Source organism: Pseudomonas sp. P4_C1, assembly GCF_056402155.1.
In genome coordinates this window covers 1-13,839 of the sequence record NZ_JBFUHY010000101.1, presented here as the reverse complement: position 1 = coordinate 13,839, position 13,839 = coordinate 1, and the positions used below count along the sequence as shown (strand labels likewise).

Sequence of the window (13,839 nt, the reverse complement as noted above, 5' to 3'; positions counted from 1 at the left end):
ACCTGGTTTTGCGATGCTGGATAACTGATGACATGAACGGCCAACCGGCCTGACGACAACCCTGGGCTCTCACACGGCTGCAAGGCCGTTCCCCTAATTAGGGTCGTTGGGCATCGATTCTCATCGAGGCGCGGGGGCCACAACCCCAACTCAGACGCCGGATAGATGAAAGCAAGCCAAACACGACATCAACAACAGTATTGCAGAAAAGGGGGTAACCATAGATGTGGGAGCGAGCTTGCTCGCGATAGCGGCGGGTCAGTCGACATGGATTTAACAGACAGACCGCCATCGCGAGCAGGCTCGCTCCCACAGGTTATGCGCCAGCCTTCAGGGCCTGCTGCACCGCCCCATCTACACTCAAACCACTCAGAATCACACCGCTGGATTTCACCTGCGCCAATGCCGTTTGTACGTCATCCTTCAGCCGCGCCAGAATCAGGCGTTTGCCCTCCTGATGCACCCGCACAAAAAACTCCTGCAACGCCTCGATGCTGGTGCCATCCAGATCTGGCGACTCCTCAAGACTGAGAATCACCGAATGAACAGGCACTTGTGAGTGTCGAATCAGACGCAAGGCACCGCCAAGAATCCGCTCGACGTTGGCAAAGAACAACGCTTCCCCCGGTCGCACAATCAACACACCCGGCACTGCTTGCGCCGTTGGATGGCGGTGCAGGTCGACAAAGTCGTGACCGCCATCGATGCGCCCCAGAATCTGGATATCCGCCGCAGACATCTGCTTGAGCATCAGCAATACACTGATCGCCACCGCCACCAGCAAGCCATCCAGCACCCCCAGCACCAACACCGCAGCCACGGCGCAGATCACCAGCAAGCGGTCACGGCGCCAGATGAAATACCGTCCCAGCGGCTGCAGGCTCAAGCCGCGACCCAGGGCATGGATGACGATGGCGGCGAGGATCGGTTCCGGGGTCAGGGCGATGTAAGGCAGCACCGTCAGGACAATGACCAGCACCACCAGCGCCGCCACGATACCGGCCAGACGCGAAGTGGCACCCGCCGCCTCATTGGCCGACGTCGCCGAATACCCCGCTCCCGCCGGCATGCCGTGGAACAGGCCGGACAGCAGGTTGGAAGCCCCCAGCGCAAGCAAGTCGCGGCTCGAGGTGACGCGGTCACCATGTTTTAGCGCATAAGAACTGATCGAACCATAGGACTCCGCATACAGAATCATCACCATGGCGAACGCCAATTCCCCCAGACGCAGCCAGTCGGCAAACGGCAGTACCGGCAGCTTCGGCACCTCCAGGCTCAGGTCGATCACGCCGATCAGCTTCACGCCATAGGCCGGCAGGTCCAGCCACTGCCCCGCCGCAATGCCGATCACCACCACCAACAAACCTCCCGGCAAGCGCCGAAACCGCGCAAACAGCCATAACAAGGCCAATGCCACGGCGCCGACACCAGCCGCCACCCAGTTCCATTGCGGCAGTTGCTCCAGCAGTTGCGGCAGGAAGCCCACCAGGTTGGCATCGGTCAAATGCACGCCGACCACACTGGCGACCTGTTTGAGAATGATGGTCAGCGCCAGGCCAAAGGCAAAGCCGCGCAGCACCGGTTTGGCGATGAACGAGGTCACGCTGCCGAGCTTGAACAGCCCGGCCAGCAAGAAAAACGCCCCGGTCACCAGCACCAGGCCGATGGCCAGGGTCGAGCGAAGCCCGGGGTCGCCATTGGCCAAGGTGGCGGTCGCGGCGGCCAGCACCGCGGCGGACGATGAAGTGGCCGAGACAATCGCAAAGCGGCTGGTACCGAACAGGCCATAACACAGCAACCCGGCGAACAAGGCGATCACCCCGGCTTGGGGCGCCAGTGCGGCGATGCTTGAATAGGCGACCGCTTCAGGCAGCAACAGGCCGGCAATCGACAAACCTGCCAGCAGGTCCTGCCAGCGGTTGGGTTGCTCGGTGGGATTAGCGTTGGGGGCGCTCGACAATCCAGTGTCTCCAGGCGAAAAAAAACCGCTGCACGTATCACGTGCAGCGGCCACTGTAGCTGTCAATCCGGCACTGTGCGAGCAGGCCGGTCGATCATGCGGTCAGCGAGTAGATCAACGCCGTAATCGCCACCAGGCCCACCGCCGTCACGAAGACGTTGGATGCCTGACCGCGATAGCGCGCCATCGCTGGAACCTTGCGGATGGCGTACATCGGCATCAGGAACAGGATCGCCGCGATCACCGGGCCACCGAGGGTTTCGATCATGCCGAGGATGCTCGGGTTCAGCGTGGCGACGATCCAGCACACCACCAGCATGAACGCGGCGGTCATGCGATCCAGGGCCTTGGCGGACGGACGCTTGCCGCTCTTGACGATCAGGCCCTTGAGGCCTTCGCTGGCGCCGATGTAGTGGCCCAGGAACGACTTGGAAATGGCCACGAAGGCAATCAACGGCGCCGCGAAGGCGATGGTCGGATTGCTGAAGTGGTTGGCCAGGTACGACAGGATCGACAGGTTCTGCGCCTTGGCTTCAGCCAGTTGCGCTGGCGACAGGGTCAGCACGCAACTGAAGACGAAGAACAGCACCATCACCACCATCAGCAGGTGGGCGCGGGACAGGATCTGCGAGCTGCGCTCCTCGGCATGCTCACCATAGCGACGCTTCTGGTCCACGGCGAACGCCGAGATGATCGGCGAGTGGTTGAACGAGAACACCATCACCGGAATCGCCAGCCACATCGTGTGCAGCAACGCCGAAGGCGCCGGCACGCTGCTGGCGGTAGCCAGGATCCCGCCGTTCCAGTGCGGAACCAGGTACACCGCCAGGAACAGCAGCGCAACGATGAACGGGTAGACCATCAGACTCATGGCCTTGACGATCAATTGCTCACCGCAACGTACCACTGCCAGCAGGCCGAGGATCAGCACCAGCGACAGCACGGCGCGCGGTGGCGGCATGATGTGCAGTTGATGCTCGAGGAAACTGCCCACGGTGTTGGTCAGGGCCACGCTGTAGATCAGCAGGATCGGGAAAATCGCGAAGAAGTACAGCAAGGTGATCAGCGCGCCGGCCTTGATGCCGAAATGCTCTTCCACCACTTCGGTGATGTCGGCGCCTTCGCGACCGGAAAGCACGAAACGGGTCAACCCGCGGTGTGCGTAGAACGTCATCGGGAACGCCAGCAACGCCAGGATCACCAGCGGCCAGAAACCGCCCAGGCCTGCGTTGATCGGCAAAAACAGGGTTCCCGCACCAATCGCCGTGCCGAACAGGCCCAGCATCCAGGTGGTGTCTTGGCGATTCCAGCTCGACAGCGTTGCTGGTGTCGCATCTACATAGCGTTTGTTGACGCTATTGGCCTGATCATTCATCCGGTGGGATCTCCACATTCCGGTCACTTGCCACCCGGTCAGAACGCGTCGGAATACCCGACAGGCAGCGCCCTGGCCGGAACAGGGGCGCGATTCTGGAGGATTAGTGAACAGAAGCAAAGACTTAGGTGAGGAACGGTGGTACCAGATAGACGGAAGTCCCCCTGTGGGAGATCACCTGTGGGAGCGAGCTTGCTCCGGGCGGCGTTCCGACGATAGCGGTGTATCAGCCGGAGAATATGTTGCATGTGCCGCAGCCATCGCGAGCAAGCTCGCTCCCACAAGGATCTGCAGTGCACCTGCGCGTCATCGCCAAAGCGCAGTCCGCACTTGATAAAGGTCTACCATCATGTATTTTTAACTGACCTGCATTCTCCCCGGAGTCTTCCCATGCCACTGGTTCGCGTCGACATCAAAAAACATCAGGACCCCACCCACGCAAAGCGCATCGGCCAACTGATCTATGCCGCCATGCACAGCACCATCGGTGTACCGCAGAATGATAATTTCCAGATCCTCGCCGAACACGATGCGCAGCATTTCATCTTTGACCCCGGTTATCTGGGCATCAACCGCACGGACCAGTTGGTAGTGATCCAGATCACCATGAGCGAAGGCCGGACTATCGAGCAGAAAAAACTCCTCTACAAAACCATTGCCGAGAGCCTTCATGCAGAGCTCGCGGTGCGCCTGGAGGACGTTTTCATTAATCTGGTGGAAGTGAAAAAAGAGAACTGGTCGTTTGGCAATGGAATTGCCCAATACGCCCTCTGATGTTCAACCTGCAGACCTGAGAGTGACCCATGCCCCGAGTTTCCCGTAAACAAGCCGACCTCAACCGCGAGACCATCGTCGATGCCGCCACACGGCTGTTTCGTGAACGCGGCTTGCACGGGATCAGCGTGGTCGATGTGATGGCCGCCGCGGGCCTGACCCACGGTGGTTTCTACGGGCACTTCGAATCCAGGGAAGCCCTGGCACGGGAGGCTGGCGGCCGGGCGTTCCAGCAGTCCGCAGAGCGCTGGAAAACCAGTATCGCCGAAAGCGCGGACAACGAGAGCGCCCGTCGTGCCTTGATCGAGCCTTACCTGTCGGCGGCCAGCCGCGACAACCCCGGCGAAAGTTGTCCGGTGGTCGCCTTCGCCGGAGACATGTGCCACGAAGCCGCCGATAGCGGGTTGCGCCAGACCTTCAACGAAGGCCTGAGCCGCTTACTGCAGACCTTCGGCCCATTGATGGACACCGGCGACGCGACACGGGATCGACAGCAGGCGCTGGTGCAGTTTTCGTTGATGGTCGGTGCCCTGACCCTGGCCCGCGCCACTCAGGGCGAGCCGCTGTCCGATGAAATCCTCGAGGCTACCGTTGGTTTTCTGATGCAGAGTTGACAATTGGCAGGCCCGACTCGACGTCAGCCTGTTCGGGCACATGAACATCCCGCGCCGAATCTCGCCTGTATCACCGCGACCACTGTCGGCAGGTCGTGGGGTGGCTGGCCGGGATAAACACGGCGCAGTGACCCCAAGGCCCCGCCGGAGGGAGCCTTGTTGTATGCCGTATCAACGAGCCCTCCAACGGCCCAACTTTCACCAAGTGCCCTCCTGTTTCGGCGATCAGGCACAGAACTTGTCAAACATAATACTAATCACCTTACACTTTAGGCACAGCGAATATTCCTACGGCCAATACATGCAGAAAAGTTACGACGATATATTACTCATTAAGAAAACGTTGAATTGTTACAAGCCACTTCTCACCATTGTACAACGTCCATTCTCGACCTATATTTTCCACGCACTGAAGCTGGCTAACCAATAGCGGGCGCCCCCTATAAAACAAATAAGGAGTTATTCGCATGCAAAAAAACAACATAACGTCTAAATGCCTGCTTCTTGTTGCATTGCTTTTTCCGCTCGGTAGCTTCGCGCAACAAAGCCCTGCCACTGCCGATATTCGCGCGCTGGCATCGTCGCCTAGATGGCTGACAACCAAGGTCTATATAGAGGGTGCGCCACAAACGGACGTAAAAGCGAATTACCCCGGAGTGGTGGGCATATCGACGTGGGACCCCGAACGCAATCGCTATGAGTTCTTCTACACCGACACGGGAGAATCAAAGTACAACAATGGGGGTGGCGGTTACTTCTTTGTCACGGGCGATCAAAAAACCCACGTTTTAGTGCCCGATGTCGGGCCCACCAAGGCCATGGCCAGACGATTGGAAACGTTGAATACCAATGAATTCACCTATTCTCGCGAAGTGCCCCGTGACATGAAAGACAATAACCCGCCGGTACGCATCTATGTCGTTCATGCTCCCTACACCGGAGCAGTAGTTACAAAATCCGCCATCAAGCCAGACACCGATATCCACTGAAACCATTCAAGCTGCACGGCACCCACAATTCAATTCATCACCCCAACGCAGCGCTGGCGTTTAAATATATCTTGTCACCTATAAAAACATGGAGTTTCAATATGCAAAACGCCCTGAGAACATTACTGGTATCTACGCTACTGATCGCCTCGGCTTTCTCCGTTGCCAACGCGCAACCCACTACGCCCGCCCCGGCAAAAAATGCCGTTGCCACTCCAGACAATGCAATCATGCTGACCGTCTTTTTAAAGCACGATCAATCACGATCCTTGCCTGAACTGAAGACCCAACTTGAAAAGCAAGGATACTATGAGGCCTTTCCACCTGAGGGGGTAGAGGTCGTCAGTTGGAACACCGTGATGGGTATCGGCCAAATCGTCACATTACGCTTCCCGGCCTCCCGCCTGATAGAAGTAAATCTTGCATTTGAAAGAACAGCATGGGGAAGTTTCAGGACCGAGTTCTATCCGACCTATGATGCCAAAGCGATTGCACTGGCGGAACGAGACAGAGTACTAAAGCAGCGAACTGCCCAGTGACGCTGCGGCAGCACACTGTATTTGCAGTGTGCTGCCCAGTGACGTGACATCGGCTCCGTCTGCCCTGAACCACGAGTTTGCTTCTTTCAGGAAGCGGTCCAGACTGAAAAAACACCGTCTCTGCGATTGGCGACTATTGCCAATCCGCTTGGGAATCAACACCCTGAAAATGTTTTTCACGCCCGACACGTCACGATCACAGGAGCAGAGTAATGCCCGCAACCGTTCTGGTACTGGTTGAAACCATCAATGATTACCTGCCGATTCTAGAGCATCAAGGCTTCCACCTGATTCTGGCTCCGACACCCGCCGAGCGCGCAGAGGCCATCACCCGCTATGCCGGCCACATCGATGCCGTCCTGACCCGTGGCCCCCTGGGGCTGTATGCCGATGAAATCGCCGCCCTGCCCAATCTCAAGATCATCTGCGTGATCGGTGCCGGTTATGAGCATGTCGACCTGCAGGCGGCCGCTGATCGCGGCATCACCGTGACCAATGGCGCCGGGGTCAACGCCTCGTCCGTCGCCGACCATGCCATGGCGCTGCTGCTGTCGCTGGTGCGCGACATTCCCCGCTGTGATGCTGCCGTACGACGCGGCGAGTGGCCGAAGATCATGCGCCCTTCCCTCGCCGGCAAACGCCTGGGCATCCTTGGCCTCGGCGCGGTCGGCATGGCCATCGCCAAACGCGCCAGCGCCGGTTTCGACATGACCATTGGTTACCACAATCGCCAGCATCGCAGCGATGTGCCCTACACCTTCTGCTCGACCCCCACCGAACTGGCGCGCACCTCGGACTTCCTGATCGTCGCCACGCCCGGCGGCCCGGCCACAAGACACCTGGTCAATCGCCAGGTGCTCGACGCGTTGGGCCCCAAGGGGTTTATCGTCAACATCGCCCGGGCCAGCGTGATTGCCACCGCTGACCTGATCAGCGCCCTGCAGCAACGCCGGATCGCCGGTGCCGCGCTGGATGTATTCGACGCCGAACCGAAGGTACCGGATGAGCTCAAGACCCTGAGCAACGTGATCCTCACGCCCCATGTCGCCGGGCTGTCCCCGGAAGCCACCCAAGGCACCGTTGAACTGGTGGGCAAGAACCTCGTGGCGTTTTTCTCCAGCCAACCGGTGCTGACGCCGATCAACTTGCCACCCGCCACGAGCCATGTCGGCCAGTGACGGCGATTCAAACAGCTGTATCAAAAACAATGATTGGCCGGCAACACGCTCGCCTATAAGAGCCATTCGCGGTTGTGGGTGCGCCGTGTGGGCATTAGATTAGCCAATAGTTTCAGGCCTCCAGAATAAGCAGAAGGGATAAGCATGGCGCTTAATGACCAGTCCACCCGTACCCGCACCGGCGAAGAGCTCGATGCGAGCCTGATCGATCCGTACCTCAAGGCCCATATTCCGGGGCTCAGCGGCTTGCCTCAAATCAGCCAGTTTCCGGGCGGCGCTTCCAACCTCACCTACTTGCTGGAATACCCCGAACAGGAATTCGTCCTGCGTCGCCCGCCCTTCGGCCACAAGGCCAGGTCGGCCCACGACATGGGCCGTGAATTCCGCATCCTCAATCAACTGCGCGACGGTTTTCCGTACTGCCCGAAAGCCTATGTGCACTGCACCGACGAATCGGTGATCGGTGCCGAGTTCTATGTCATGGAACGAGTCAACGGCATCATCCTGCGCTCGGACCTGCCGCCGGAACTGGGCCTGGATACGGCGAAAACCCAAGCCTTGTGCAAGAGCTTCATCGACAAGTTCGTGGAACTGCATCGCGTCGACTACAACGCCTACGGGCTGGGCGACCTGGGCAAACCCGAAGGTTACGTGGCACGGCAAATCAAAGGCTGGAGCGATCGCTACGAAAAAGCCCTGACCCCCGATGCGCCACACTGGCAAACGGTGAAAGCCTGGCTCAACGACAAGATGCCGGCCGACCACCCGGTCTCCAGCATCGTGCACAACGACTACCGCTTCGACAACGTGATCCTCGACCCGAACAACCCGATGCAGATCATCGGCGTGCTCGACTGGGAACTGACCACCCTGGGCGATCCGCTGATGGACCTGGGCAACACCCTCGCCTACTGGATCGAAGCCGATGATCCGGCGCCGGTGCAGATGATGCGCCGCCAACCAAGCCACGCGCCGGGCATGTTGACCCGCCGTGAGTTCGTCGATTACTACGCCGAACGCTCGGGCATCCGCATCGACAATTTCGATTTCTACTACACCTACGGCCTGTTCCGCCTGGCCGGCATCGTGCAGCAGATCTACTACCGCTTCTACCATGGCCAGACCCAGGACAAACGCTTCGCGCAGTTCATTCACATGAACAAGCTGCTGGAGCAGATGAGCTTGCAGGTCATCCAGAAATCCAGCCTCTGAGATCCCCTGTAGGAGCGAGCTTGCTCCGGGCGGCGTTCCGACGAAGGTCGTCAACGATAACGCTCGCTCATTGACCAAACGCGGCAAATCCGCCTCCACCGAACAGCATTGGCCTCTACCCCGGCATTCGACTGCATAACAAGACTTTTTATAAGGGAATCCCATGTCCAAGACTCAGTTGTTCGACCTCGACGGCAAGATCGCTTTCGTCTCCGGCGCCAGCCGTGGCATCGGTGAAGCCATCGCCAAACTGCTGGCCCAGCAAGGCGCTCACGTGATCGTGTCGAGCCGCAAGCTTGAAGGCTGTCAGCACGTCGCCGACGCCATTATCGCCGCCGGCGGCAAGGCCACCGCCATCGCCTGCCACATCGGCGAAATGGAACAGATCAGCCAGGTCTTCGCCGGCATCAAGGAACAGTTCGGCCGCCTGGACATCCTGGTCAACAACGCCGCGACCAACCCGCAGTTCTGCAACGTGCTGGACACCGACCTCAGCGCCTTCCAGAAAACCGTCGACGTGAACATTCGCGGCTACTTCTTCATGTCGGTCGAAGCCGGCAAGCTGATGCGCGAAAACGGTGGTGGCAGCATCATCAACGTGGCCTCGATCAACGGTGTTTCGCCGGGGATCTTCCAGGGTATTTACTCGGTGACCAAGGCGGCCGTCATCAACATGACCAAGGTGTTTGCCAAGGAGTGTGCGCAGTTCGGGATTCGCTGCAATGCCTTGCTGCCGGGCCTGACCGACACCAAGTTCGCCTCGGCACTGGTGAAAAACGAAGCCATCCTGAACACCGCGCTGCAACAGATTCCGCTCAAGCGCGTGGCTGACCCAAGCGAAATGGCCGGCGCAGTGTTGTACCTGGCCAGCGACGCCTCCAGCTACACCACAGGTGTTTCGTTGAATGTGGATGGCGGATTCCTGTCCTGATTGCCTGAGTGCCCCCTCTGTGGGAGCAAGCTTGGTCCCACAGAGAGATACCCCCCGAGCAAGTCGGGGTTGTTGCCCATCGAAGCGCCCTGATTTACTGCGTGACGCAACGCGTCGTGGTGGTGACTCGGGTCACCTGCCCGCCTTCGCCCCGTACATCGCCCAGGACATCGGTTTTATCCATGGTCTGGCAGGTTCGTTCAGGAGGGGGTGGCGTGACCGGTGGAAGGGGTGGCGGACTGGCACAGCCGCCGAGAATCGCTACGCAAAATGCCAGCGACAAAGGGGAGATAACGCGCTTCCCAAGAGCCTTCATAAGTTGACCCGCGACAAGTGATCGACACATTTTTTGTGACAACAGAACCGGCGCGCAAATCCACACACCTGCCACAAAAATAAAAATCTGCGAATCACTTATGGCCCGACCGGTGGCATTTGCGCCTTATCGCTGCTCCTTTGGCTGCCACTATTTCGAGAACAGTCCCCACTCCCGCGCCCAGACAATCGCTTCATTGCGGCTGTGCACATTGAGTTTGGAATACACCGCCGCCACATGGTTGCGCACTGTGTTCGGCGCGAGTTTCAGGCGCGCGGCGATTTCCTTGTCGGCCCGGCCTTCGCATATCAGGCCCAGCACTTCGCGCTCACGGGCAGTCAGGTCGGTGAAGGACACACTGGGCAACTTCGGTGAATTGACATGCTTCACCCTGGCCAGTTTTTCGATCAGCGTGCGGCTGAACCATGAGGCGCCCTTCATCGCTTCCTCGATGGCCGACACCAGTTCCAGCTCGGTGCGCTTGCGCTCGGTGATGTCCACCAGCACCAGCAGATAGCACGGGTTGTCTTGAATGTTCACCGTGTCCGCCGACACGGTGCAATCGATCAGCCCGGCGTCTTTTCTGCGCACGCGCACATCGATGCGGTCCAGACTGCCGGTTTTCTCCAGCGCGGCGAACAGCCAGATGCGCGCATTTTTGTCATCGATGAAGTCGATCTGCGCAATGCTGATCCCAAGCACTTCCTCACTGGGATAACCGAGGGTATCGAGGAACGCTTCGTTGACGTCCAGCACCCGTTGATCGGCCGCGCCACACAGCAGAATCGGCACCGGGGACAGGCGAAACGCAGTAGCGAAGCGTTGCGAGGCACTGGCCCGGTCGGTGACATCGTCCATGATCAGCACCAGCGATTCCGGCTCGCCACGGCTGTCGACCAACACCAGACTGCGCACTCGATGGACCCAGGTGCGTTCATCGCCCGCCGCCGACGTCACTTCTACCAGCACATCGCTGAACGTCTCGCCGCGAACCACCCGGTTGATCGGGTAGCTGTCGACCGGCACGACGTGATTGTTGTGATAGCGCAGGGTGAATTTTTTCGCATACGCCTTGGCGCTGCTACCCAGATCGCTGATCTGCACGGCACCGTGCATGGCCAGCGCCGCCTCGTTGGCCCACAGGATGCTCTGGTCGGGATCCAGCAGAATCACTCCGTCGGACAGGCCGGCGATGATTTGTTGCAGCTGGCGGCGATTGGCTTGCGTGGTCAGGACGTCCTGGCTCATAGCGACTCCAAAAGTAGGGTGACCCTGTGAAGACTACGACCGCCGGAGTTTTGGTTAGTGCAACGAACCCTGTGGGAGCGAGCCCGCTCCCACAGGGATCTCCATCATTTTCTGTCAGCGAAAAGCTTGAAGGGCCGGTGGCCCTCTGACTATTGCACGTTAAAGGACGCGCCCAGTCCCGCCAACTTGTCCGGATTACGCATGATGAACACCCGATTCACCCGCCCCGTTTCGTCGAAACCAAACGTCATCGACGCGGTGATAACACCGTCGGCCTTGATCATCACCCCTTGAGCACCATTGATTTCAATGGGCAGCCATTCACACATTTGCCAATAGGCGTGCAACGACTGACCAATGAAGTCCAGCACGCTTTCGATGCCAAACAGGGTTTCGCGGATGGCCGGGGCCTTGCCGCCGCTGTCGGCGCACAGTTCAACGTCTTCGCTCAGCAAGACGCTCAAGGAAGCGGTCGAGCCGCTGGCGATAGCCCCGTGAAACGCACCCAGCAATTGGCTTTGACGCACGGGTTCCGGCTGGTAACGGGCGTGTCCGTTGCCGAGACTGGCCTTGGCCCGAGACACCAATTTGCGGCAAGCGCCTTCCTGCACTCCGACTGCGTCGGCGACTTGCGGGTAATCCATGTCGAAAATTTCGTACAGCAGGTACGCGGCGCGCTCCTTGGGTGTCAGCCGCTCCAGCAACAACACGAATGCGGTGGACAGCGACGAAGCCAGTTCATGCATCTGCTCGGGTGAGTCCTGATGGGCCGTGTGAATCGGCTCCGGCAGCCAGGTGCCGATGTAGTCGACCCGGGATTTGTGCGCCGAGCGCAGCACATCGATGCAGTGCCGGGTGCAGGTCGTGGTCAGCCAGGCGGCCGGCGTGACGATGGCGGCGCGATCGGCCTCCAGCCACTTGATGAACAACTCTTGCACCGCATCCTCGGCTTCGGCGCGCGAGCCGAGGATGCGATAGGCCAGACCGAGCAAAAAGGGCCGACGCTGCTCGAATACAGTGGCGGTGTTTTCAGCGCAATTCATCAGTCAGTGCCTCGACACCTGCAAGCGGTTCCACAGGTTGATCATGCCGATCTCGGCCGTCAAGGCGCCGATCTGTTCGTCGTTGAAATGCGCTCTCAGTTCACCGCGCAGGCTGGCGTAATCGGTTTTTTCATCGAGCACGGTCAGGGCTTCGGTCCATGCCAGCGCGGCGCGCTCCGAAAGGCTGAAGTCACTCACGTGACGCCAGACGATCAGGCGATCCAGGCGCTCGTTGGTTTCATTGGCCTCACGGGCTTCGCGAGTGTGCATCTTCACGCAGAAACCACATTGGTTGATCTGCGAGGCGCGCAGGTGGATCAAATGCCTGAGCGTGGGATTGAGATCACTATTATCGAGAACGACATGAACCTGGGTCAGGCTTTCGAAAACCTGTGGGATCGATTGCAGCAGATTGACCGGTTGGGTGTTGGACGACATCGTGTTGCTCCACTGATTGAGGGATTCAACTGGATGACGATTGAGGATTGCGCGTTGTGACGTGCGCTGAAAGTTTCAGCGCACGTCACTTGGTTCAGGCCGCCAACTCGCCCTTCGCTACCGCCGCCGAAGCCGCCAGCATCGCCCGCAACAGCACCGCACACCCGGCCGCCAGGTCATCCGGCGCGGCGTTTTCGATTTCGTTGTGGCTGATGCCGCCTTCGCAGGGCACGAAGATCATTCCGGCCGGGCCGAGTTCGGCGAGGAAGATCGCGTCGTGCCCTGCTCCGCTGACGATGTCCATGTGCGACAGGCCCAGGCCTTGGGCGGCGCCGCGCACGGCTTCGACGCAGCCCTTGTCGAAGTACAACGGCGGGAAGTCGGCCGTTGGCGTGAGCTCGAAGGTCAGGCCGTGTTCGTCGCAGGTGGTTTCAATGACTTCGCGCACTTCGGCGATCATCGAGTCCAGGCGCGCCGGTTCCAGATGGCGGAAGTCCAGGGTCATGCGCACTTCGCCGGGGATGACATTGCGCGAGCCGGGATAGGCTTGCAGGCAACCGACGGTGCCGCAGGCATGGGGTTGGTGGCTGAGGGCGGCGCGGTTGAGCGCTCCGACGATCACCGCGGCGCCGACCAGGGCGTCCTTGCGCAGGTGCATCGGGGTCGGGCCGGCGTGGGCTTCGACGCCGCGCAGTTTGAGGTCGAACCATTTCTGCCCGAGGGCGCCCATGACTACGCCTATGGTCTTGCGTTCGTCTTCAAGGATCGGGCCTTGCTCTATGTGGGCTTCGAAATAGGCACCGACTTTGTGGCCACTGACTTTGCGCGGGCCGGCGTAGCCAATGGCATTGAGTGCTTCACCGACCGTCACGCCCTCGGCATCGACCTTGGCCAGCGTTTCCTCGAGGGTGAACTTTTCGGCGAACACGCCGGACCCCATCATGCACGGGGCGAAGCGCGAGCCCTCTTCGTTGGTCCAGACCACCACTTCCAGCGGCGCTTCAGTCTCGATGTTGAGGTCATTGAGGGTGCGCAGCACTTCGACGCCAGCCAATACACCGAAGCAGCCATCGAACTTGCCGCCGGTGGGCTGGGTGTCGATGTGGCTGCCGGTCATCACCGGCGGCAGGTCGGGGTTGCGCCCGGCTCGACGGGCGAAGATATTGCCGACGGCGTCGATGCTGACAGTACAACCCGCCTCCTCGCACCATTTGACGAAGAT

13 protein-coding genes are annotated in these 13,839 nt (G+C 59.7%); 7 read left to right on the top strand and 6 right to left on the bottom strand.

Annotated features, from left to right (window positions below; all coding sequences use genetic code 11):
- Positions 1-316: 316 nt before the first annotated feature.
- Positions 317-1,960: a SulP family inorganic anion transporter gene (locus AC1DU9_RS27865; RefSeq protein ID WP_477811095.1), complete on the bottom strand. Its 1,644-nt coding sequence runs from the start codon at positions 1,958-1,960 to the stop codon at positions 317-319.
- 94 nt (positions 1,961-2,054) lie between these two features.
- Positions 2,055-3,335 carry a serine/threonine transporter gene (locus AC1DU9_RS27860; RefSeq protein ID WP_477811094.1) on the bottom strand — a complete coding sequence of 427 codons (1,281 nt, stop codon included), beginning with the start codon at positions 3,333-3,335 and terminating at the stop codon, positions 2,055-2,057.
- A gap of 390 nt (positions 3,336-3,725) precedes the next feature.
- On the opposite strand from AC1DU9_RS27860, the gene AC1DU9_RS27855 reads away from it, so the two are divergent.
- The 7 genes from AC1DU9_RS27855 to AC1DU9_RS27825 all read left to right on the top strand — a co-directional run bounded on the left by AC1DU9_RS27855 (position 3,726) and on the right by AC1DU9_RS27825 (position 9,572).
- Positions 3,726-4,109, top strand: coding sequence for a tautomerase family protein (locus tag AC1DU9_RS27855; RefSeq protein ID WP_223461869.1), 384 nt, complete (start codon positions 3,726-3,728; stop codon positions 4,107-4,109).
- 29 nt (positions 4,110-4,138) lie between these two features.
- Positions 4,139-4,723, top strand: a complete 585-nt coding sequence (locus tag AC1DU9_RS27850) for a TetR/AcrR family transcriptional regulator (protein WP_223461870.1) — start codon at positions 4,139-4,141, stop codon at positions 4,721-4,723.
- Between the two features lie 467 nt (positions 4,724-5,190).
- Positions 5,191-5,712 carry a DUF4822 domain-containing protein gene (locus AC1DU9_RS27845; RefSeq protein WP_477811093.1) on the top strand — a complete coding sequence of 174 codons (522 nt, stop codon included), beginning with the start codon at positions 5,191-5,193 and terminating at the stop codon, positions 5,710-5,712.
- A gap of 101 nt (positions 5,713-5,813) precedes the next feature.
- Positions 5,814-6,251 carry a hypothetical protein gene (locus tag AC1DU9_RS27840; RefSeq protein WP_477811092.1) on the top strand — a complete coding sequence of 146 codons (438 nt, stop codon included), beginning with the start codon at positions 5,814-5,816 and terminating at the stop codon, positions 6,249-6,251.
- A gap of 212 nt (positions 6,252-6,463) precedes the next feature.
- Positions 6,464-7,429 (top strand): 2-hydroxyacid dehydrogenase, encoded by a 966-nt coding sequence (locus AC1DU9_RS27835; RefSeq protein WP_477811091.1) that lies wholly within the window; start codon positions 6,464-6,466, stop codon positions 7,427-7,429.
- A gap of 144 nt (positions 7,430-7,573) precedes the next feature.
- A complete protein-coding gene (locus AC1DU9_RS27830; protein WP_477811090.1) occupies positions 7,574-8,641 on the top strand; it encodes a phosphotransferase family protein in 1,068 nt (355 codons plus the stop codon).
- A gap of 163 nt (positions 8,642-8,804) precedes the next feature.
- Positions 8,805-9,572 carry an SDR family oxidoreductase gene (locus tag AC1DU9_RS27825; protein ID WP_007976320.1) on the top strand — a complete coding sequence of 256 codons (768 nt, stop codon included), beginning with the start codon at positions 8,805-8,807 and terminating at the stop codon, positions 9,570-9,572.
- Between the two features lie 466 nt (positions 9,573-10,038).
- Here AC1DU9_RS27825 and AC1DU9_RS27820 read toward each other — a convergent pair whose 3' ends face one another.
- The 4 genes from AC1DU9_RS27820 to AC1DU9_RS27805 all read right to left on the bottom strand — a co-directional run.
- Positions 10,039-11,136 carry a LuxR C-terminal-related transcriptional regulator gene (locus tag AC1DU9_RS27820; protein ID WP_223461880.1) on the bottom strand — a complete coding sequence of 366 codons (1,098 nt, stop codon included), beginning with the start codon at positions 11,134-11,136 and terminating at the stop codon, positions 10,039-10,041.
- Between the two features lie 149 nt (positions 11,137-11,285).
- Complete coding sequence (locus tag AC1DU9_RS27815) at positions 11,286-12,179, bottom strand: sigma-70 family RNA polymerase sigma factor (RefSeq protein WP_477811089.1); 894 nt, start codon at positions 12,177-12,179, stop codon at positions 11,286-11,288.
- Between the two features lie 3 nt (positions 12,180-12,182).
- Positions 12,183-12,617: a carboxymuconolactone decarboxylase family protein gene (locus AC1DU9_RS27810; RefSeq protein WP_477811088.1), complete on the bottom strand. Its 435-nt coding sequence runs from the start codon at positions 12,615-12,617 to the stop codon at positions 12,183-12,185.
- A gap of 94 nt (positions 12,618-12,711) precedes the next feature.
- The coding region (locus AC1DU9_RS27805) for a Zn-dependent hydrolase (RefSeq protein WP_477811087.1) at positions 12,712-13,839 on the bottom strand (1,128 nt) is incomplete at its 5' end.

What these genes read in the sequence shown, in the direction of transcription:
- AC1DU9_RS27860 (WP_477811094.1), bottom strand. Translation starts at nt 3,335, where the DNA reads ATGAATGATCAGGCCAATAGCGTCAACAAACGCTATGTAGATGCGACA.
- AC1DU9_RS27855 (WP_223461869.1), top strand. Translation starts at nt 3,726, where the DNA reads ATGCCACTGGTTCGCGTCGACATCAAAAAACATCAGGACCCCACCCAC.
- AC1DU9_RS27850 (WP_223461870.1), top strand. Translation starts at nt 4,139, where the DNA reads ATGCCCCGAGTTTCCCGTAAACAAGCCGACCTCAACCGCGAGACCATC.
- AC1DU9_RS27845 (WP_477811093.1), top strand. Translation starts at nt 5,191, where the DNA reads ATGCAAAAAAACAACATAACGTCTAAATGCCTGCTTCTTGTTGCATTG.
- AC1DU9_RS27840 (WP_477811092.1), top strand. Translation starts at nt 5,814, where the DNA reads ATGCAAAACGCCCTGAGAACATTACTGGTATCTACGCTACTGATCGCC.
- AC1DU9_RS27835 (WP_477811091.1), top strand. Translation starts at nt 6,464, where the DNA reads ATGCCCGCAACCGTTCTGGTACTGGTTGAAACCATCAATGATTACCTG.
- AC1DU9_RS27830 (WP_477811090.1), top strand. Translation starts at nt 7,574, where the DNA reads ATGGCGCTTAATGACCAGTCCACCCGTACCCGCACCGGCGAAGAGCTC.
- AC1DU9_RS27825 (WP_007976320.1), top strand. Translation starts at nt 8,805, where the DNA reads ATGTCCAAGACTCAGTTGTTCGACCTCGACGGCAAGATCGCTTTCGTC.
- AC1DU9_RS27820 (WP_223461880.1), bottom strand. Translation starts at nt 11,136, where the DNA reads ATGAGCCAGGACGTCCTGACCACGCAAGCCAATCGCCGCCAGCTGCAA.
- AC1DU9_RS27815 (WP_477811089.1), bottom strand. Translation starts at nt 12,179, where the DNA reads ATGAATTGCGCTGAAAACACCGCCACTGTATTCGAGCAGCGTCGGCCC.
- AC1DU9_RS27810 (WP_477811088.1), bottom strand. Translation starts at nt 12,617, where the DNA reads ATGTCGTCCAACACCCAACCGGTCAATCTGCTGCAATCGATCCCACAG.